Source organism: Leisingera sp. F5 (assembly GCF_001593695.1).
Map to the genome: position 1 here is coordinate 18466 of NZ_LUKH01000004.1, position 19185 is coordinate 37650.

At 61.5% G+C, this 19185-nt stretch carries 19 protein-coding genes; 9 read left to right on the forward strand and 10 right to left on the reverse strand.

Annotated features, from left to right (window positions below):
- Positions 1–68: 68 nt before the first annotated feature.
- The 3 genes from A2I95_RS03465 to A2I95_RS03475 all read right to left on the reverse strand — a co-directional run bounded on the left by A2I95_RS03465 (position 69) and on the right by A2I95_RS03475 (position 2860).
- Complete coding sequence (locus A2I95_RS03465) at positions 69–1352, reverse strand: ABC transporter substrate-binding protein (protein ID WP_291727886.1); 1284 nt, start codon at positions 1350–1352, stop codon at positions 69–71.
- Between the two features lie 93 nt (positions 1353–1445).
- Positions 1446–2522: a branched-chain amino acid ABC transporter permease gene (locus A2I95_RS03470; RefSeq protein WP_291727888.1), complete on the reverse strand. Its 1077-nt coding sequence runs from the start codon at positions 2520–2522 to the stop codon at positions 1446–1448.
- 74 nt (positions 2523–2596) lie between these two features.
- Positions 2597–2860, reverse strand: coding sequence for a hypothetical protein (locus A2I95_RS03475; protein WP_291727890.1), 264 nt, complete (start codon positions 2858–2860; stop codon positions 2597–2599).
- A gap of 102 nt (positions 2861–2962) precedes the next feature.
- On the opposite strand from A2I95_RS03475, the gene A2I95_RS03480 reads away from it, so the two are divergent.
- The gene (locus tag A2I95_RS03480) at positions 2963–3307 is read left to right on the forward strand and encodes an SHOCT domain-containing protein (RefSeq protein ID WP_291727891.1); all 345 of its coding nucleotides are present in this window, start codon (positions 2963–2965) and stop codon (positions 3305–3307) included.
- Between the two features lie 27 nt (positions 3308–3334).
- Here the strand turns inward: A2I95_RS03480 and A2I95_RS03485 are convergent, their stop codons facing one another.
- Both A2I95_RS03485 and A2I95_RS03490 read right to left on the reverse strand, forming a co-directional pair.
- On the reverse strand, positions 3335–4321 hold the full coding sequence (locus tag A2I95_RS03485) for a branched-chain amino acid ABC transporter permease (RefSeq protein WP_291727893.1): 987 nt from the start codon (positions 4319–4321) through the stop codon (positions 3335–3337).
- Between the two features lie 102 nt (positions 4322–4423).
- Positions 4424–5242 carry an ABC transporter ATP-binding protein gene (locus A2I95_RS03490; protein WP_291727895.1) on the reverse strand — a complete coding sequence of 273 codons (819 nt, stop codon included), beginning with the start codon at positions 5240–5242 and terminating at the stop codon, positions 4424–4426.
- A gap of 88 nt (positions 5243–5330) precedes the next feature.
- Between A2I95_RS03490 and A2I95_RS03495 the strand changes: the two genes are divergently transcribed.
- Positions 5331–5516: a hypothetical protein gene (locus A2I95_RS03495; protein WP_027257200.1), complete on the forward strand. Its 186-nt coding sequence runs from the start codon at positions 5331–5333 to the stop codon at positions 5514–5516.
- Between the two features lie 53 nt (positions 5517–5569).
- Here the strand turns inward: A2I95_RS03495 and A2I95_RS03500 are convergent, their stop codons facing one another.
- A complete protein-coding gene (locus A2I95_RS03500; protein WP_291728193.1) occupies positions 5570–7534 on the reverse strand; it encodes an AMP-binding protein in 1965 nt (654 codons plus the stop codon).
- A gap of 447 nt (positions 7535–7981) precedes the next feature.
- Between A2I95_RS03500 and A2I95_RS03505 the strand changes: the two genes are divergently transcribed.
- The 3 genes from A2I95_RS03505 to A2I95_RS03515 all read left to right on the forward strand — a co-directional run bounded on the left by A2I95_RS03505 (position 7982) and on the right by A2I95_RS03515 (position 11030).
- A complete protein-coding gene (locus A2I95_RS03505; RefSeq protein ID WP_291727899.1) occupies positions 7982–9883 on the forward strand; it encodes a PAS-domain containing protein in 1902 nt (633 codons plus the stop codon).
- A complete protein-coding gene (locus A2I95_RS03510; protein ID WP_291727901.1) occupies positions 9880–10584 on the forward strand; it encodes a response regulator transcription factor in 705 nt (234 codons plus the stop codon). Before A2I95_RS03505 ends, A2I95_RS03510 begins: the two co-directional genes overlap by 4 nt.
- A 218-nt stretch (positions 10585–10802) precedes the next feature.
- Positions 10803–11030, forward strand: a complete 228-nt coding sequence (locus A2I95_RS03515) for a WGR domain-containing protein (protein WP_291727903.1) — start codon at positions 10803–10805, stop codon at positions 11028–11030.
- An 86-nt stretch (positions 11031–11116) separates the two neighbouring features.
- Here the strand turns inward: A2I95_RS03515 and A2I95_RS03520 are convergent, their stop codons facing one another.
- Positions 11117–12322, reverse strand: coding sequence for a hydantoinase/carbamoylase family amidase (locus tag A2I95_RS03520; RefSeq protein ID WP_291727904.1), 1206 nt, complete (start codon positions 12320–12322; stop codon positions 11117–11119).
- A 144-nt stretch (positions 12323–12466) separates the two neighbouring features.
- Here A2I95_RS03520 and A2I95_RS03525 point away from each other — a divergent pair, with 144 nt between their 5' ends.
- The 4 genes from A2I95_RS03525 to A2I95_RS03540 are packed head-to-tail and all read left to right on the forward strand — an operon-like array spanning position 12467 to position 15993.
- Complete coding sequence (locus A2I95_RS03525; protein WP_291727906.1) at positions 12467–13117, forward strand: histidine phosphatase family protein; 651 nt, start codon at positions 12467–12469, stop codon at positions 13115–13117.
- 22 nt (positions 13118–13139) lie between these two features.
- The gene (locus tag A2I95_RS03530) at positions 13140–13754 is read left to right on the forward strand and encodes a glutathione S-transferase family protein (protein ID WP_291727908.1); all 615 of its coding nucleotides are present in this window, start codon (positions 13140–13142) and stop codon (positions 13752–13754) included.
- Between the two features lie 11 nt (positions 13755–13765).
- Positions 13766–14818, forward strand: coding sequence for a saccharopine dehydrogenase (locus tag A2I95_RS03535; protein WP_291727910.1), 1053 nt, complete (start codon positions 13766–13768; stop codon positions 14816–14818).
- Between the two features lie 32 nt (positions 14819–14850).
- Entirely contained in the window at positions 14851–15993 is a 1143-nt protein-coding gene (locus A2I95_RS03540; RefSeq protein WP_291727912.1) for a saccharopine dehydrogenase family protein, read from the forward strand.
- 67 nt (positions 15994–16060) lie between these two features.
- On the opposite strand, the gene A2I95_RS03545 is transcribed toward A2I95_RS03540, so the two are convergent.
- The 3 genes from A2I95_RS03545 to A2I95_RS03555 all read right to left on the reverse strand — a co-directional run bounded on the left by A2I95_RS03545 (position 16061) and on the right by A2I95_RS03555 (position 19159).
- Positions 16061–16384 (reverse strand): DUF3775 domain-containing protein, encoded by a 324-nt coding sequence (locus tag A2I95_RS03545; RefSeq protein WP_291727914.1) that lies wholly within the window; start codon positions 16382–16384, stop codon positions 16061–16063.
- 87 nt (positions 16385–16471) lie between these two features.
- Entirely contained in the window at positions 16472–17776 is a 1305-nt protein-coding gene (locus A2I95_RS03550) for an adenylate/guanylate cyclase domain-containing protein (protein WP_291727916.1), read from the reverse strand.
- Complete coding sequence (locus A2I95_RS03555) at positions 17777–19159, reverse strand: DNA recombination protein RmuC (RefSeq protein ID WP_291727918.1); 1383 nt, start codon at positions 19157–19159, stop codon at positions 17777–17779.
- Positions 19160–19185 lie beyond the last annotated feature (26 nt).

Genomic DNA, 19185 nt, shown 5'->3' on the forward strand with positions numbered 1-19185 from the left:
TGCGCGGCGCGGCGGCTCCCCGCCGCGCCAGTTGTTCCAGGCTCTGCCAAGGCAGAGCCGCCAAGCCCTTAGTTGCAGCGGGGCTCAATGTTGTTTTCAGCCGCATAGGCGCCCGAATCTTCCTCGATCAACTTGCCGATCACTTCGGTATCGGACGGTTTGAAGTCCGAGATCAGCGACCAGGTTTTGCTCTCCGCATCCCACTGGGTCACACCCACCAGGCCAGGGCCGCCGTGGTTATCGCAGGAAACATTGAAGGTCGGGCCAAAGTTCGGCATCCCCAGCGCAGCCATCTTGGCTTCGTCGATTACCAGCGCTTCCATGCCGTCCCGCATCATCGCAGCGTCGATATCCCCGGTGCCGTGGATGTCTTGCGCGGTTTTAGCGGCCTCGGCAGCCAGCATCGCCGCGTACATGCCGCGGTTATACAGAACGTTGCCCACCTGATCGCCGGCACCTGCAGCCTTGCCTGCGTCCACGACATACTTCTGGATGTCGTCAAACACAGGGAAGTCGCGGCCCACGTTGTGGAAAGTCACCGCCTTGTAGCCATCCGCCTTGGCGCCCGCCGGCATCACGTCATGCTCGGCACCGGACCACCACACGCCGATGAAGTTCTCCATCGGGAAGCGGATGTTGGCGGCTTCCTGAATCGCCACCTGGTTCATCACACCCCAGCCCCACATCACGACATTGTCGGGACGCTCGCGGCGGATCTGCAGCCATTGCGACTTCTGTTCCTGGCCCGGGTGATCCACCGGCAGGGCGATCAGTTCGAAGCCATGCTTCTTAGACAGCTCCTCCAGGGTGCGGATCGGCTCCTTGCCATAGGCAGAGTTATGATAGATCAGCGCAATCTTCTTGCCGCTGACGTCGCCGCCGTTGGATTCCAGCAGGTAGTTCACAACGCCCGAGGCGCCGTTCCAGTAGTTGGCGGGATAGTTGAACACATGGCTGAACACTTCGCCGTTTGCCGCCGAGGTGCGGCCATAGCCCATGGTGTGCAGCGGGATGTTGTCCGCGGTCACCTTGGGGATCAGCTGATAGGTAATGCCGGTGGACAGCGGCTGATAGATCAGCGCGCCCTGGCCCTTGGTAGACTCATAGCATTCCACGCCTTTTTCGGTGTTATAGCCGGTCTCGCATTCGATCACCTTGGCCGGCACGCCGCCGATACCGCCATCGCGTTCATTCAGCAGGGTGAAATAGTCGTTATAGCCGTCCGAGAACGGAATGCCGCCCGCCGCATAAGGCCCTGTCCGGTAGCTGAGGTCCGGGAACACCAGGTCCGCCATTGCCGGACCGGCTGCCATCGCGGCGCCCAGCGCCAGTGTGGTCAGTGTCTTTTTCATCGGCTTAAATCCTCCCTATGGTCTTATCCGATTGTTTCTCAAAAACGGGGGTGGTCTTGCTTTTCTCCCCGCCAGCTCTCAAGGCCGCCCGCATCAGTGCGGGAAGGGCCACAGTCTCAGTTTTTCCTTGGCGACGCGCCACAGCTGCGCCATGCCGTGCGGCTCGGCGATCAGGAACACCACAATCAGCGCCCCCACGATCACCAGCTGAAAATGCGCCACGATATCGGTGGGCCAGCCCAGAAGATCGACGCCTACCACCTTCAGCACCACCGGCAGCAGCACCAGGAAGGCCGCGCCGGCAAAGGAGCCGAAGATCGAGCCCAGACCGCCCAGGATCACCATGAACAGCACCAGGAACGACTTGTTGATACCAAAGGCCTCGCCGACCTCGACCGCACCCAGGTAGACCGCAAAGAACAGCGCGCCGGAAATCCCGATGAAAAAGCCGGACACCGCAAAAGCCGTCAGTTTCGCCTTCAGCGGGTTCACCCCGATGATTTCAGCCGCGATATCCATGTCGCGGATTGCCATCCAGCTGCGGCCCACGGTGCCGCGGGTCAGGTTGCGGGCAACCAGCGCGCAGAACGCAAGGAAGATCAGACAGAACAGATAGGTGGCCCAGGCCGGCGCATTGGGGCCGGTGATTAGGATGCCGAAAGTATCGCGCTCCGGCGCGTTGATCTGGCCCGACGCCGAATAGTTGTAGAACCACGGCACCCGATTGAACAGCCACACCAGGAAGAACTGCGCCGCCAGCGTCGCCACCGCCAGGTAGAAGCCCTTGATCCGCAGGGACGGCAGGCCGAAGGCCACACAGACCACCGCGGTAATGCCGCCCGCCAGCAGCACATGAATGAACATGCTGACCTCTGGAAAGGCCGTCATCAGCTTGTAGCAGGCATAGGCGCCAACGGCCATGAACCCGCCGGTGCCAAGGCTCACCTGCCCGCAGTATCCAACAAGAATGTTCAGCCCGATCGCCGCAATGGAATAGATCAGGAACGGCAGCAGGATCGCATTGGCCCAGTAGTCATTGACCAGGAAGGGGATGATGCCGAACGCCACCGCCAGCACCACGTAATAGCGGACGCGGTCGAACTTGATCGGGAAGGTCTGGCTGTCATCGGCGTAGGAGACTTTGAAATCTCCGGCTTCACGGTAGAACATGTCTCAGATGCTCCCTTTCTGTTGCAAACGGGGCCCGGTCCGGGTGTTTGTCTTTGATATTTCAGCGGCGGCAGTCATTCGATCTGCCCCCATTGCGCCTGCGCCGCGTCGCGCTGCGCGCGGGTCATCCGGTTCGACGGTTTGGCATAGCCGCTGCACTCGCTGCCGCGCACCAGACGCAGGTATGCAATGATGCCGGTGATCAGGCCTGAGGCTGCCAGCAGCGATGCGGTGACGATCTGGGTTTCCGTGAACCCTTCCGCCGTCAGCGCCAGGTATCCGAACGCCCAAAAGCCCGCCCAGGCAATCACGTTGATGACGGCAATCGCCTTGGTCATGCCGCCGCCCCGCCGTTAACCAGTTTGTCAGAAATCCGTGCTTGGCCACATTTTGCCCATTTCTTTCTGCCACCCTGTTCTTGGGTAAAGTGAGTGGGATCAATGACCGCGATTTTCGAGGAAATCCGGCGGCTGGAGGCCGCGCGGAAAAAGGGTGATATATCCGCTGCCGAATTTGCAGAGGCCAAGGGCCGGCTGCTGGCAACGGTGGAAGATGCAACAGTGCTGCCGCCGTGCGAGTTCGAGCCGCCGCGCCGGGAGACACGCAGGGAAACCTCCGGGACCGCACCCGGCCCCTGGGGGCTGATGCTGATGGGGCTTCTCGGGGCTGGTCTGCTAACGCTCCTGGCCGGGCAGCTGATCGGCGATCTGACCATCGCCTTCACGCTGATCGCCACGGTGTTCGCCGCCATTGTCATCGCCGCCTTCCGCCGGCTCGAAAGCTGAACGTTCCGGGAGCAGGTCATATGCGGATCAGACCCGTTCAATGATCTTCTCCCCGAACAGACCCTGCGGACGGAACACCAGAAAGATCAACGCCAGCACATAGGCAAACCAGTTCTCGGTGGCACCGCCGACCATCGGGCCGATGGCGAACTCGAAAAGTTTCTCGCCCACACCGATGATCAGCCCGCCGACAATGGCGCCGGGGATCGAGGTGAAGCCGCCCAGCATCAGCACCGGCAGCGCCTTCAGCGCGATCAGCGACAGCGAGAACTGCACGCCGGACTTGGTGCCCCAGACGATGCCCGCAACCAGCGCTACAAACCCGGCAACCGACCAGACCAGCACCCAGATGAAGTTCAGCGAGATACCGACCGACAGCGCCGCCTGATGGTCATCCGCCACCGCACGCATCGCCCGGCCCTGCTTGGTGTATTGGGCAAAGCAGACCAGCCCCGCCACCAGCAGCGCAGCAATCACCGTCGCCACAATGTCCAGATTGTCGATAAAGAAGCCGTAGCCGAAGATGTTGAAGGTGGCCTCGTCGATCCACAGGTTGATGCCCTGCGGCAGACCGACGTCCAGCGTCTTAATCTCGGAACCCCACATCAGGTCGGCAACGCCTTCCAGGAAATAGGCCAGGCCAATGGTGGCCATGAACAGGATAATCGGCTCCTGCCCCACCAGATGCTTCATCACCAAAACCTGCACCAGCCACGCCAGCAGAACCATGACGCCAATGGTCAGCGCAATCGCCAGAACCCCCGGCACGTTCCAGCCGAAATGGGTGATATGACCGCCAAAGACCGCGTTGATGATATGCGCAAAGGGCACCTGCCCCTGCATGATCCCCACCAACGTCATCGCCGCAAACAGCGCCATCACGCCCTGGGCATAGTTGAAAATGCCGGAGGCCTTGTAGATCAGCACGAAGCCCAGCGCGACCAGCGCGTACAGAACGCCTGCCATCAGGCCGTTCAGCGTCACTTCCATCGCAAAGACGAGTTGTTCGGGCATTAGATGCTCTCCTCGGAATTCTGCACTGCGGCGGGGCACAGGGGGGGCACAAGGGGTGTATGGGTGTTACCCTGCCGGGGCCGGGTGTTGCTGCATTGCAACTCAGTCATGGCTGACCCCCAGATAGGCGTCGATCACATCCTGGTTATTGCGCACCTCATCCGGGGTGCCGTCGCCGATTTTTTTGCCGTAGTCCATCACCACGACTCGGTCCGACAGATCCATCACCACCCCCATGTCGTGCTCGATCAGGGCGATGGTGGTGCCGAATTCGTCGTTCACATCCAGGATAAAGCGGGACATGTCCTCCTTCTCCTCGACGTTCATGCCGGCCATCGGTTCATCCAGCAGCAGCAGCTTTGGCTCCGCAGCCAGCGCGCGGGCCAGTTCGACCCGTTTCTTCAGGCCATAAGGCAGCCGGGACACCGGGGTCTTGCGGATGTGCTGGATCTCCAGAAAGTCGATGATCCGCTCTACAACCTCGCGGTTTTCGGTCTCTTCCTTTTCCGCCTTACCCTTCCACAAAGCCTGCGAAAACAGGCCTGTTTTCATATGGTTGAGCCGTCCTGTCATCACGTTGTCCAGCACGCTCATGCCTTCGAACAGCGCGATATTCTGGAACGTGCGTGCGATGCCCTGACGTGCCACCTCATACGGGCGCATCTGCGGGCGCTTCTTGCCGTGGAACAGCACTTCGCCTTCCTGCGGCACATAGAACCCCGAGATCACATTCAGCATCGAGGATTTGCCGGCGCCGTTGGGGCCGATGATCGCGCGGATCTCGCCCTCGCGGATGTCAAAGGAGATGTCCTTGATCGCCACCACACCGCCGAACCGCAGGGTGATGTTCTTCATTTCCATCACCACACCACCGATGGTGCGACCGTCTTCGGTGACATAGCTTAAGGAATTGTCAAGCATAACAACGGCCTCCATTATTCTGCCACATAGAAATTTTAAGATTTCCATGCGATACTTGTTCAAAACGAGCAGCAAGGAGACCAAAGCAATGTTTGGCGAACTTGAACATTCCTGCCTTCTGAAGATGGCCGTCGAATGCAAGCAGATGGGCCTCAGCCAATCCGAAAGCCTGACCTCGATCATCGAGCAGACACACGGGTTCAGCTCTCCCTTCAAGATCCAGCAGGTGGTCAACACGGCCTTCAATCCCGGCCTCAATCCCGACTTGATCTGAGATCGGCCCGGCCTGCCCGGCACGGGGCAGATTTTTCTCCGCAAATACGTGCATCATTCTGCGGCCACCTTGTGAACCGCAACCGGTTTCACGTCCGCATCGACTATGGTCAACGTCGCGCTGATCGACCCCTTGCGTCCGTCTTCATAGGTCACTTCAGTCACTGTCGAGACCTGCTCCGAGCCGTCGTACAGCGCCGTAATGATGTCGTCGAACTTCTCCTCGACGATGCGGCGGCGCACTTTGCGGGTGCGGGTCATTTCGCCGTCATCCGCATCCAGTTCCTTGTGCAGAACCACAAAGCGGTGGATCTGGCAGCCTGACAGCATCGGGTCTTCCGCCACCGATTGGTTCACCGCCGTCACATGCTCACGGATAGACTCCAGAACCTGCGGATGCCCGGCCAGTTCCTGATAGGATGCATAGGCGATATTATTGCGCTCGGCCCAGTTTCCAACTGCTGTAAGATCAATATTGATGAAGGCCACGCAGCGGTCTTTACCATTGCCAAACAACACAGCTTCCAGAATGTCCGGGTAGAATTTCAGCTTGTTTTCAACATACTTGGGCGCAAACATCGCACCATCGGCCATCTTGCCCACGTCCTTGGCACGGTCGATTATCCGCAGGTGGCCGGAGCCTTCCTCAAAGAAACCAGCATCGCCGGTGGCTACCCAGCCCTCCGGATCCTTGGTTGAAGCGGTAGAGTCAGGATTGTTGAAATACTCCACGAACGTGCCGGGAGAGCGGTAGTAGATCTCGCCGTTGTCGCCGATCTTGATCTCCACCTCCGGTGCAGGAACCCCTACGGTATCGGCGCGCACTTCGCCATCCGGCTGCACGGTGATGAACACGGTGGCCTCGGTCTGGCCGTAAAGCTGTTTCAGATTGATGCCCAGAGAGCGGTAGAAATCAAAAATCTCCGGCCCTATCGCCTCCCCTGCGGTATAGCCGACGCGGATGCGTCCATAGCCTAGTGTGTCCTTGAGCGGACCGTAGACCAGCACATTGCCCAGCGCGTATTTCAGCCGGTCCATCAGGCCAACTGGCTTGCCATCCAGAATGTCGCCACCAACCTTTTTCGCATGCGCCAGGAAATGGTGGAACATCTTGCGCTTCAGCGCGCCCGCGTCCTCCATCCGGATCATCACATTGGTCAGCTGGCCCTCGAACACCCGCGGCGGAGCGAAAAAATAGGTCGGACCGATTTCGCGCAAGTCGGTCATCATGGTGTCAGCGCTTTCCGGGCAGTTCACGCAGAAGCCGCACCAGTAGGCCTGGCCAATTGAGAAGATAAAGTCACCCACCCAGGCCATAGGCAAGTAGGACAGGATGTTCTCACCCAGGGTCAGATGGTCGAACTCAGCCGAGTTTTTCGCGCTTTGGATCACATTCCGGTTCGAAAGCACCACACCCTTGGGCTTGCCGGTAGTGCCGGAGGTGTAAAGCATTACGCAGGTGCTGTCGTAGGTCAGCTTGGCTTGACGCGCCTGCAGCTCGCCGGTCAGCTCGTCACGCGCCGCGCGGCCCTGATCCTGGATATGGCTAAACTCATGCAGTTGGGTATGGTCGTATTTCCGCATACCGCGCGGGTCGAGATAGATCATATGCTCGAACTGATGCAGCTGATCCTGGATCTCGATCACCTTGTCGGCCTGCTCCTGATCGCCCACGATCACGAAGCGCGCGCCGCAATGGCCCAGCACATAGGCCATCTCCTCGGCCACCGCGTCCTGATAGAGCGGTACCGGCACTGCACCCACCGCCTGCGCGGCAACCATCGACCAGTAGAGATAAGGACGGTTGCGGCCGATGATAGCGACAAAATCGCCCTCATTCACGCCAAGGTTGATGAGGCCCAGCGCCAGTGCCTCGATTTCCTTTGCCGCCTCGGCCCAAGTCCAGCATTGCCAAATGCCGAATTCTTTTTCCCGGTAGGCCGGCGCGTCTGCGAATTGCGCCGCATTGCGTTGAAGCAGCGCCGGCAGGGATTGCATCCCTTCGGCGCCCATCTGCATCTGAGCCAACTTTCTTTCCTCCCTTTCCGGCGTTCCTGCCGGACTGACCGCTGCCCGCGGTTCTGGCCCCGAGTAGGGACGTGCAAAGAATAGCCCGTCAACTTTTTCCTGATGTTTTCCCAAATCTTACGAATTGTAACAACGCTGTTCCCCTTGTTTTACCGGCTGTTACGCAAGCTGCCGTGCCACCGGACACACAAAATCCTTCAGCGCTCGGAAACACGACGGGGCAAAGCGCGCGGGATGCGCACGAACTGGCCGGGATTCGAATCAAACACAGCGGGCAGGCGTTTCAGGTTTCACATCGGATGCCGCATCTTCCGCTCACTGCGTCCAGTAACCCTATAGGCGATTGCCAGTCTGACGCGACTGCATGGCCTTCTCCCGCGGCTGAATGGCAATTTGCCCCGCACCCACCGCAGTGCTAGCCATGAAGCGGGGAGAACCATGAACCGAACAAGCAAGCCGCACGCCGCCATGACTACCGCCGGGCTGAACCTGATCGCCCAGGCGCTGTCGATCTATGACAACGATCTGCGCCTGGCGGTCTGCAACAGGCGCTTCCAAGAGATGTTCTCTCTGCCCGATCACCTGGTGCAGCCGGGCGCGCCCTTTGCCGACACCATCCGTTTTCTAGCAGAAGCCGGTGAATATGCGCCGGAAACAGATATCAAGGACATCGTGCAAAACCGGGTCGATCAAGCACTGGATTTTGTGCCGCACTACCTGGAGCGTGAACGGCCCAACGGGCAGATGATTTCGATCGAAGGCTCGCCATTGCCGCAGGGGGGCTGGGTCACTGTCTATACCGACATCACCCGCGCCAAACAGGCTGAACAGCTGCTGCGTTCCCGGTCCGAGGAACTTTCGGAAAAGCTGATCACCCATACCGAGGAACTATCCGCCGCCAACCGCCAGCTGGAGGCCACCAATACAGCCCTGGAAGAGGCCAAGCGCCAGCTGACCGAGATCGAAGGCCGCACCCGGCTGACGACAGAGATGATGCCCGCCCATATCGCCCACGTCGATGCGGACGGTTTTTACACCTACACCAACCGCCGCCTCAGCTCGGTGTTTCCCAGCCGCCCCTCTGAAATCCTGGGCATGCATATCGCAGACGCGCTGGGAGAGGCTGCTTTTGACCGGATTGAGCCGCATTTGCTGGCCGCCTACAAGGGCAGCAGCCCGGTATTCGAGTTCACCGAAAGCCACGGCAGCCGCCGCATCCGGGTAGCGTTCACCCCGGATCAGCACGGCGGCGTCTATATCCTGTCAATGGATGTAACCGAAGAAACTCAGGCCCGTGTGGCCCTGCAACAGGCGCGCCGCCGCGAGATGGCAGCGCAGATGACCAGCGGCCTGGCGCATGATTTCTCCAATCTCTTGACCATAATCCTCGGCATGCAAAGCAAGCTGGAGAAAATGGGGCTGAACAGCGAGGCCAGCGAACTGGTCCAAGGCACGCTTTTCGCCGCCAAGCGCGGCGGCCGGCTGCTGAGCCGGATTGCCGAAATGACGGGCCAGCGCACCTTGCGCCCGCAGGCGGCCGACATGCATGCGCTGCTGGGTGAATTGAAGATCCTCGCCTCTCCCTCTCTGCCGCAGGGAATTGGGCTAAGCATCCTTGATAACATGCCGGACGAGGTGCTGCTTTTGGACAGCGGCAAGCTGCAGGATGCACTCTTGAACCTGATCCTGAACGCCCGCGACGCTTGCGGAACTTCCGGCCAGATAACTGTCAGCGCCCACGCAGTCGGGCAGACCTGGGTGGAAATCACGGTGACTGACAGTGGCCCCGGTTTCTCCCCCGAAGCGCTGGACAAGGCGTTGAATCCTTTCTTCACCACCAAAGGCAGCGAAGGCTCCGGTCTTGGCCTGCCAATGGTCTACGACATGGCCAAACTGGCCGGCGGCGACATGCGGATCAGCAACACCCAAACCGGCGCTTCGGTCACCCTGCGCCTGCCCTACCGATTGGCGCCTGATGCCAAGGGCGGCATGGCCCTGCTGGTCGAGGACAGCCAGGAGCTGCGTGCCGCCTTTCGCGATATGCTGATTGATCTTGGCTACTCGGTGATCGAAGCGGCCAGCGTGGACGAAGCCAGTGCGCTCACCGCCGATTTGCCGGACATCGCGCTGGTGCTCTCCGACATCAAACTGGAGGGAACTGCCACCGGCATAGACCTCGCAACCCGGCTGGACGGCTCAAACCTGCCTTGCATCCTGATGACGTCCCTTCCCGTCAGCGACCCGTTGTTCCGCAAGGCCTTGAAATGCGGCCCGGTATTGCGCAAACCATTCACCACGCACCAACTGTCCGCGCTGATCAAACCGGAGCCTGCCGCATGACATCGCCCTTGGTCACCATCCTGGATGACGAGCCGGAAATCCGCCGGATCCTGACCAGCACGCTGGAGGACGCAGGCTTTCGCACCCAAAGCTTCGCCCGCGCGCGCGAGTTTGAGGCGGCTCTGAACCGGATGACACCGGATGTCTGCCTGGTAGACCTGTCACTGCCCGACACGGATGGGCTGACGTTGGTGCACCGGCTTGCACTGGAACAGGGCGCGGCGGTCATCATCATCTCCGGCCGCGCCCAGGTGCAGGACCGGGTGACAGGGCTGGAACTGGGAGCTGATGACTACATCACCAAACCGTTTGATCCGGCCGAAGTGGTCGCCCGTGTCCGCGCCCGTCTGCGCAGCGCCCCCCGCACAGCGGCTCCAGCCAGCGACACTGCCCGGTTCTCAGGCTGGATCGCGCATTTCGACCGCTATGTGCTGGAAGATGACACAGGCTGCGAAACCCCGTTTTCCCATGCCGAGGGCGAAGTACTGCGGTTGTTCCTCGACAGCCCCAAACGGCTGATCTCCCGCGCCCAGATGCAGGAGGCGCTTGGCGGTGCGGCAGGTGAAAGCTTTGACCGGGCAATGGATGTGCGCGTCTCCCGCCTGCGCACCAAGCTGCGCGAAGACCCCAAGAACCCGCGTCTGATCAAGACGATCTATGGCGCGGGCTACATCTTCTTGGGAGATGTGGATTGGGGCTGACCCTGTTCTGGTAGAAAACCAATTTGCCTGTGCTACGCTCTTTCTTCCAAGTAAGAGGTCGAAAGAAGACGCAGCTGCAGTATTTCACCGCCCTTGTCCATTCCGGCTATGCTGGCGTTCGCCGTGGCGGCGCTGTCTTCCGCGCTCTTAAGCCTCACACTTGTCAGCACGGCACAGAGATTCTTGCCGCGGCGAATCGCTTGACGTAGAATCAGGTCATGGCCACCTGTCTGCTCTACCGCCAAGCCCCTTCGCGCCCGTCCCGGTTTTACCGCATTGAGCTGGCCATGAACCTGTTTTCCGAGGTCTCCGTGCTGCGCGAATGGGGCATAGCCGGCGGCAACGGGCAAAGCGTCATCAACATCTATGGCAATCTGCGCGAGGCTTCCCTGGCCGCCGACAGGCACCGCAACCGGATGCTCAAACGCGGCTACGGCCGGGACTGACTGCGCCGCGCCAGCGGCGCCCGGCCCAACTGTGAGAGCACATCCCGCACGATGTTCGGGAACAGGTGGGAGAACCTGCCGGCAAATCACACAGCCAACACCCGGGCAGCGCGATCCAGCACCTGCAGGCCCAGAACCAGATCCGCCTCCGCCGTATCCTCGTCAAAGGCATGGCTTATGCCGCCGATTGAGGGCACAAACAGCATAGCCGCAGGCATCACCGCCGCAAGATTAGCCGCATCATGCAAAGCTCCCGACGGCATCTTTTGCCACTTGCCCGGTGCAAGTATCTCGGCGGCGGCACCCAACTCTGCCTGAAACCGGGCATCCATCGCCTCCGGGTCCAAGCCCTTCACCGGGCCAAGCTCCGATGCCACACCGTGATCGGCCGCAATCTCCTGCGCTGTCGCCTTGATGAGCGTTTCCATCCGCGCCAGCCGGTCTGCATCAGCATCTCGCCATTGCACGGAAAATTCGACGCGCCCGGGCACAACAGAGGACGCATTGGGATGCAACGCCACATGACCGATAGTCCAAACCGTGGCAGGCGTGACCACATTCTCGAAGCGGCTGCTCAGCGCCGTGTTGAAGGCCGACAGAGCCTGAAAGGCATCCCGGCGCAGGTGCATCGGCGTGGTGCCGGCATGGTTCTGACGGCCCTCAAACGTGATTCGCACATCGCGGATGCCGACGATATCCGTCACCACTCCAAGCCCAAGCCCAAGCCCGGCTTCCTCCAAATACGGCCCCTGTTCGATATGCATTTCCAGAAATCCGCAGAACCGGTCGTGCGGCAGGAAACCCCCGGCCAGGTCCGCCATCTGTGCCCGCATGTCCGCAAGCGTGTTGCCCTGAGTGTCTGTAAACCCGTCCGCCTCCGCCAGCGCCAGCTTGCCGGTCCAGACGTCCGAGCCGGTCAGCACTCCGAACCGCCCCTCCTCATCCTGGAAACTGACGCATGAGATGGGCGGCCTGCCATCCTCCTTCGCGGCGCGGGCAATCTCTAGCCCGGCTGCAACGCCCAGCGCGCCGTCCAGCCAGCCGCCTTCGGGCTGGCTGTCGCTGTGCGACCCCACCAGCAGGCTCTTCTCTCCGGCCAGTCCGAACAGGTTGCCGAGCGGGTCAAAATGCAGCTCTAAACCAGCATCTTTCATCCGTTGGGCCAGCCATTGGCGCGCGGCATAGTCCGCATCTGAGTAGGCCTGCCGCACCACTCCCTTACCTACGCCGGACGCGCCAAAACTGCGAAGCACGTGCAAGTCGCCGGTAAAGCGCTGAGGGTCGAGGGGCATGCCGAGTCTCCAAACTGACAGAGGCACATTGCGCCATGTTTCGGCAGCCCTCAACGAATTTGATCCGTGCAGCGCCAAGCCTGCCCTTCCCTCTGCCCGGAACCTCCCCTAAGACTTCCCCGGTAACAACGGAGCCGCCTGCCCATGTCCCACATCACGCTGATCCGCCACGGCCAGGCCAACACCGGCGCCCGGGACGAGGCCAGCTATGACCGTCTCAGCGATCTGGGCCATCAGCAGTCAGCCTGGCTGGGTGACCACCTGCGCGCCAGCGGCAGCCATCATCCGCGCATCTATTGCGGCACGCTGACCCGGCATATCGAAACCGCTGCATCGATGGGCTTTGCCGCTCCGGTGCAAGACGCCCGCCTGAACGAAATGGAGTATTTCACCCTCGCCGAGGCGATGCGCGATCAGCACGGGCTGCCGATCCCGGAAGAGCGCGAGGGCTTTGTCGAGCATCTGCCAAAGGTCTTTGCCGCCTGGGCAGCCGGCGACATTGCCGAGCCTTACGAAAGCTGGGAAGCCTTCGAGACCCGCACCCGCCAAGCGCTGGACGACATCGCTGCGGGCGAGGGTCCGGCACTGGTGGTCACCTCCGGCGGGCTGATCTCGATGGCACTGCGGCAGGCCATGGGGCTCGAAACCGCGGCCATGGCACGGGTTACGCTGGCCATCATGAACACCTCCATGCACCGGCTGTTCCCCATCGGCGGCCACCTCAGCCCGGTTTTGTTCAACGCAGTGCCGCATCTGGAAGCGCCGGACCGCCATTTAGCCCAGACACATCTCTGAATGCCCTGAGGGAGGAAAAGACATGCAGCTCTATTACGCCCCCAACACCATCTCGGTGGCCGTCGCCATCGCGCTTGAGGAAGCCCGGATCGACTACGAGACGGTCAAGGTGGACTTTGCCGCCAAGGAACAGACCGGCGCCGCCTATGCCCAGATCAACCCCAAGGGCCGCGTGCCCGCCCTGGCGGTCGAGGGCGGCATCCTGACCGAGACCGGCGCGCTGCTGGAATATATCGCTGACATGGCACCCGACGCAGGCCTGCGCCCGCAGGACCCGGTGCTGCTGGCCCGGATGCGCGAGGTGATGTTCTACCTCGCCTCCACCATGCATGTGAACCACGCCCATATGCGGCGCGGCCACCGCTGGGCCAAGGAACGCTCCAGTTGGAAGGACATGCAGAAGATGGTGCCCCAGACGATGGCGGCCTCCTGCGAATACCTCAGCCAGTCCGGCCTGCGCGGGCCGTTTGTGCTGGGCGAGGCGGTCAGCCTCGCCGATTGCTACCTCTATGTGGTCTGCACCTGGCTGAAGGGCGACGGGGTGAATGTGGAAAACTTCCCCAAAATCCAGAATTTCATGACGGCAATGGAACAGCGCGAGTCCGTGCGCGCGGTCTACGCCAAAGGAATGCTTTGAAGGACATGACGATGACGCATCTGTGGGTACGGGCCGAACAGCGCCCCAATGAAGAGCGGGTGGGCCTGACCCCCGAAGGCGCTAAGGCCCTGCAGGCAGGCGGCATCGAGGTCACGGTCGAGGAAAGCTCAGTGCGGGCGATCCCGCTGCAGGGCTACATTGATGCAGGCTGCGAAATTGCGCCGGAAAATTCCTGGCCCCAGGCGCCTGCGGACGCCATCATCTTTGGCCTCAAGGAACTGCCCGAAGACGGCACCCCGCTGCCGCACCGCCACATCATGTTCGGCCACGCCTTCAAGGGCCAGCATTCCGGCAAGGCGCTGCTGGAGCGGTTCAAGGCCGGCGGCGGGACCCTTTATGATCTCGAATACCTGGTGGACGAGGCCGGCCGCCGGGTTGCGGCCTTCGGCTATTGGGCGGGCTATGCGGGCGCGGCGGTAACGCTGAAAGCCTGGGCTGCCCAGCAGCGCGGCGAGCTCTGCGGTCCGGTTGGCGTCTATGGCGGCAAGGATGCGCTGCTGGCAGATCTTGGCGCGGAACTCGACGCGCTGAACAAGGACCGCCCTTCGGCAATTGTGATCGGCGCGCTTGGCCGCGTCGGCACCGGTGCTGCCGACCTCTGCGAGGCGATGGGCGTTCAGGTCACCAAATGGGACATGGCTGAGACCGCCAGCGGCGGCCCTTTCCAGGAGATCCTGGCACACGACCTGTTCCTGAACTGCATCTTCGCCCGCCCCGGCACCCCGGTCTTTGTCCCCCGCGAGGCGCTGACTGCGGACCGCCAGCTGACCGCCATCGGCGATGTCGCCTGCGACCCGGACAGCGATTACAATCCGGTGCCGGTCTATACCCAAGCCACCGCTTGGGAGGCCCCGGCGCTGCGCGTCGCCGACAACCCGGTGCTCGACGTGATGGCGATCGACAACCTGCCGTCGATGCTTCCGGTGGAAAGCTCCGAGGACTACGCCGCTCAGCTGCTGCCCTCGCTGCAGACACTGACCGATCTGACGTCCGGCGTCTGGGGCCGGGCGGAAGCCACATTCAACGAACATCTTCCGGGCTGAATGCCGCCGGAACCAAGCAAGGGAGAACTCTCATGACAATTCACTGGTGCGGCACCGGCCTCTCCGCCATCCCCGGCCTCCGCCGCCTGCTCGAAGCGGGCCACGACGTGGCGGTCTGGAACCGGACCACCGACAAGGCGCGCGAGGCCGTCGGCGATCTGACCACCAACATTCACGCCTTCAGCATCGCCAACCTTGGCCAGATGCTGAGCCCTAAAGACGTCATCGTTTCGATGCTGCCGGGCGACTGGCATGTGCCGCTGGCCGAGCTGGCCATCGAGCACGGCGCGCATTTCGTCTCGTCGTCCTACATCGCACCGGAAATGCGCGCGCTGGACCAGAAGGCCAAGGATGCAGGCGCCTGCCTGATCAACGAGGTGGGCCTGGATCCCGGCATAGACCACCTGATGGCGCATGCGCTGGTGGCGGATTACAAGACGTCGGATGCCTTTGACGCGGGAAACGAGATCAGCTTCATCTCCTACTGCGGCGGCATCCCCAAGACACCGAACCCGTTCCGCTATAAGTTCAGCTGGTCGCCGCTGGGCGTGCTGAAGGCGCTGCGTTCGCCGTCAAAGTCGATCCGCGATTTCCAGGAACTGGACGTCGCCCGCCCCTGGGATGCGATCTCCTCCTACGAAGCACCGCTGCCAAGCCCCGAAAGCTTCGAGGTCTACCCGAACCGCGACTCGATCCCCTTCATGGCGCAGTACGAGTTCGGCGAGGACTGGAAAGTGAAGGAATTCGTCCGCGGCACCCTGCGCCTCAACGGCTGGGCGGATGCCTGGGCGGATGTGTTCAAGGAGGTCGAGACCCTGTCCGGGCCCGAAGGCGACGCCCGCCTCAAGGAAATGTCGGACCAGTTCTGGACCGAGAACGCCTATGACGAAGGCGAGCCGGACCGGGTGGTGCTCTGCGTTGGCTTGCAGGCGGAAAAAGACGGCACCGAGGTCTGGCATAAAACCTATGTGATGGACGCCTGGGGCGACGACCGCGGCACCGCAATGGCGCGTCTGGTCTCCTATCCGGTGTCCTTCGCCGTCGAGGCGGCCATGAACGGCAGGATCGCTGCCGGCGTGCACGCCGCGCCCAGCGACAAGGGCCTGGTCGAAAAGTGGATGGACGAGATCGGCAAACTGGCCCAGCACCTAGAGGTCGTCGATAGCAAGGCCTGATGGTTGCTGGAAACAACAAGGGGCGCCGGATTGCGGCGCCCTTATACCTTTTAAACCGGTGCGGCCCCTAGCGGCCGATCACATCATCTTCGACATCGTTCACGTCAACCCCCAACGCCTCCATACCAGCCTCAAGATTGTCAGCCAAATGCGGCGTGCCGAGCAAGTAATCGACGGTCGGCGTGGTTGCTTCCTGCCGGGCGGTATAGATCGCTTCATCCAGCTCTTCCGGCTCAAAACTGCCGCGGCCGACCCACATGATACCAACCAGTTCGGACTGCTGGTCTTCCCCCATCCGGTCGATGAAGGCACGCAGTTCCCCTTCAGCCCGACCCAGTTCACGGGCCATCATCGCCACCTGTGCCACCTTACGGGCTGAGATCTCCAGCATAGCCTCATTCCTTCTGTTCGCTGCCTCAGCATATCAAACAGCAGGCCAAACGCCTAAGTCTTTGATCTGTGGCAAATGGAGAGGTGCCTAGCCTTGCGTCTTTCCGAACAGCGCGAGCCCGCTGCGGCGCCCGCGCAATTGCTCCGCCGGCAGCTTGGTCCAGCCGCCGCGCGCAGGCTCTGTTCCGGCTTCCTGCAGCAAGGCTGCAGACGCGATCAGCGCCATGCCATTCGTCTTGGTCAGCTGCTCCAGCCGCGCCGCAGTGTTCACCGTGTCTCCGAACACGGAATACTCCAGCCGTGCCTGTGTGCCTGTGACACCTGAAAACACCTCGCCCCAATGCACTCCGATCCCTGCAGCCAGGCCGGTTTCTCCAGCGGTCTCCCGTTCCTGGCCCCAATCCTCCATCTCCGCAAGCAGCTCTTCGGCGCAATTCAGCGCCCGCGCTGCAGCCCGCTCTCCTTCAAAGAGGATCATCGCTGCGTCGCCAATGTATTTGTCGATCAGCCCGCCGGTCTGACCCGCCGCCTTTTCTACACGGCTGCGGAATTCGGTGATCAGTCTGCTGACATCTTGCGGTTCGCGGCCTTCGCACCAACTGGTGAAGCCGCGGATATCAATGAACAGGATCGCCATTTTCTGCTGGCGGCCTTCCTGCAGCGCCTCCAGCCCGCCGCCGGCAAGACGGCCCGCCATTTGGGCCGGCAGATAACGAGTCAGATTGGCCTTCTGCCGCGTTTCTTCTATGGAGCGGTGCAACAGTCCCCGCATCCGAAGCGCTGCAACCATCAGCACCAAACCGGCCAGCGCCACCATCAGCACCCGCATCAGATTGGGGGGGGTGGCCATGGCCAAATGCACCCGCTGCATGGCAGCGTCAGAGATGATCGCCGGTTCCCACAGAACCAGCCACAAAAGGCCGGCCGTAACCAGCAGCACTTGGTATCCCAGCAGCAGCGGGTTGAATCGCAACACGCCAAAAGCCAGGATCAGCGGTGCCATCCAGGCCGAAGGCATGGCAAAGACAACTTCACCGGATAGCCCGGAATTCACCAAAGACAACCACGAATTCAGGAAAAGAAAGACACCGTCCGCGGTCACTGCAGCCCAGATCATCCAGTGCCGGAAGACGCCTTTGCGGATAGCCGCAAAACTCAGGCCTCCAACCGCCATGTAAGCCAGTATGGTTGCCGCCGCCAAACCGACTTGGTGCCAAAGGTAATCCTGGTCCACCGTCTGCACCGCGTCAACCGCCAGCACCAAAGCTGCCAGCAGCCCGGCGGATACAACAATCCGCAACAGTGCAACAATGCGCTCCGCCTCGACCTCGGCCGCACGCAGCAGCGCCGCCTCGCCCGGGTTGCCCCTGCGGAACGCGGACGGAAGCCGCACTTACTCCTCCGCCAGCAGCGCCACCTGGCGCGGCTCGACTTCCACCTGGCCGGGGTTCTCCAGCTCTGCGCCTTGCGCGACAACGCCCATCGCCTCGAATTTGCGCGCCGATGGCAGCACACGGGCTTCCAGCGAGCCGACCGCCTTGTTGTAGTTGTTCACCGATGACGACAGTGACTTGCCCACCGAAGCGAGGCTCTTGGAAAACGTCGCCAGCCGATCATAGAGTTCTTTGGCAGTCTTCTGCACTTCGACCGCATTTTCCGCCATCTTCTCCTGCTGCCAGCCATAGGCAATGGACTTGACCAGCGCCATAAGGGTGGTTGGCGTGGCGATCAGGACCTTGTTTTCAAAGGCATATTCAATCAAACCCGGATCCGCCTCTGCCGCGGCAGAAACAAAAGTCTCACCGGGGATGAACATCACCACAAAATCCGGCGTCTCTCCCAGCGCGCTTTGATAAGATTTCGACGCAAGCTGACGCACATGGGTTTTCACGTGGCTCGAATGGCGCAGCAGTGCCTCCTGCTGCAGTTCCGGTGTCTCCGCCTCCAGCGCATCCAGATAGCCCTCCAGCGGGGTTTTGGCATCCACCACAATGCTCTTGCCGCCGGGGATGCGCACCACCGCATCGGGGCGGCGCAGACCGTCATCGGTGCCGACGCTTTTCTCCAGCTCATAGTCAACATGCTCGGCCATGCCAGCCATCTCGAATACCTGGCGCAGCTGCATCTCACCCCAACGGCCGCGGGTCTTGGGCGCGCGCAGCGCTTGCACCAGCTTGCGGGTCTCGCCGCCCAACGCCGCCTGACCATCGGCCAAATACTTTACCTGCGTCTGGATCGCGCCATAGGCCTCGTTGCGGGCCTTCTCGATTTCTTTGATCCGCTCACCGAACTGGCCGAGTTTCTGATCCAGCGGCTTCACCAGTCCCTCGATGGCGGCATGGCGCTTGGCCAGATCCGCATCCGCCGATTTGCTATGCGCCTGAAAGCGTTCGCTGACCAGGCTCAGGAAGTTTTCCGAGTTCTGCTTCAGCACGCCAGAGGCCAGCGATGCAAACTTGTGTTCCATCTGCTGGTTCATGTGGCTGAGCTCTTCCAGCCGTGCCGCATGCTCGGCCTTCAAGGCCTGCACCTGCGCTTCGGCCTGATAGCGGGCGGCGCGTTCGTTTTCGCTGGTGCGGCGCAGCGTTGTCAGCTCATCGTTCAGCTCCGGCAGCCGCTTGAGCTCTGCCCGAAGCCCGGCCGCCTCCTGGTTCAGACCTGCATTGGCATGTTCCAACTGCCGGGCTGCCCCGCGTAGACGCAATCCTGCCAAGGCAAAAACCGCGGCCAGCCCGGCCAACGCGTAAATGACCCATTGGGTCTGTTCCAGTGTCACTGCTCGTCCTCCCTTTACCGGGGGTT

What these genes read in the sequence shown, in the direction of transcription:
- A2I95_RS03485 (WP_291727893.1), bottom strand. Translation starts at nt 4,321, where the DNA reads ATGCCCGAACAACTCGTCTTTGCGATGGAAGTGACGCTGAACGGCCTG.
- A2I95_RS03470 (WP_291727888.1), bottom strand. Translation starts at nt 2,522, where the DNA reads ATGTTCTACCGTGAAGCCGGAGATTTCAAAGTCTCCTACGCCGATGAC.
- A2I95_RS03530 (WP_291727908.1), top strand. Translation starts at nt 13,140, where the DNA reads ATGCAGCTCTATTACGCCCCCAACACCATCTCGGTGGCCGTCGCCATC.
- A2I95_RS03465 (WP_291727886.1), bottom strand. Translation starts at nt 1,352, where the DNA reads ATGAAAAAGACACTGACCACACTGGCGCTGGGCGCCGCGATGGCAGCC.
- A2I95_RS03515 (WP_291727903.1), top strand. Translation starts at nt 10,803, where the DNA reads ATGGCCACCTGTCTGCTCTACCGCCAAGCCCCTTCGCGCCCGTCCCGG.
- A2I95_RS03505 (WP_291727899.1), top strand. Translation starts at nt 7,982, where the DNA reads ATGAACCGAACAAGCAAGCCGCACGCCGCCATGACTACCGCCGGGCTG.
- A2I95_RS03490 (WP_291727895.1), bottom strand. Translation starts at nt 5,242, where the DNA reads ATGCTTGACAATTCCTTAAGCTATGTCACCGAAGACGGTCGCACCATC.
- A2I95_RS03480 (WP_291727891.1), top strand. Translation starts at nt 2,963, where the DNA reads ATGACCGCGATTTTCGAGGAAATCCGGCGGCTGGAGGCCGCGCGGAAA.
- A2I95_RS03495 (WP_027257200.1), top strand. Translation starts at nt 5,331, where the DNA reads ATGTTTGGCGAACTTGAACATTCCTGCCTTCTGAAGATGGCCGTCGAA.
- A2I95_RS03545 (WP_291727914.1), bottom strand. Translation starts at nt 16,384, where the DNA reads ATGCTGGAGATCTCAGCCCGTAAGGTGGCACAGGTGGCGATGATGGCC.
- A2I95_RS03525 (WP_291727906.1), top strand. Translation starts at nt 12,467, where the DNA reads ATGTCCCACATCACGCTGATCCGCCACGGCCAGGCCAACACCGGCGCC.
- A2I95_RS03520 (WP_291727904.1), bottom strand. Translation starts at nt 12,322, where the DNA reads ATGCCCCTCGACCCTCAGCGCTTTACCGGCGACTTGCACGTGCTTCGC.
- A2I95_RS03475 (WP_291727890.1), bottom strand. Translation starts at nt 2,860, where the DNA reads ATGACCAAGGCGATTGCCGTCATCAACGTGATTGCCTGGGCGGGCTTT.
- A2I95_RS03540 (WP_291727912.1), top strand. Translation starts at nt 14,851, where the DNA reads ATGACAATTCACTGGTGCGGCACCGGCCTCTCCGCCATCCCCGGCCTC.
- A2I95_RS03535 (WP_291727910.1), top strand. Translation starts at nt 13,766, where the DNA reads ATGACGCATCTGTGGGTACGGGCCGAACAGCGCCCCAATGAAGAGCGG.
- A2I95_RS03510 (WP_291727901.1), top strand. Translation starts at nt 9,880, where the DNA reads ATGACATCGCCCTTGGTCACCATCCTGGATGACGAGCCGGAAATCCGC.
- A2I95_RS03500 (WP_291728193.1), bottom strand. Translation starts at nt 7,534, where the DNA reads ATGCAGATGGGCGCCGAAGGGATGCAATCCCTGCCGGCGCTGCTTCAA.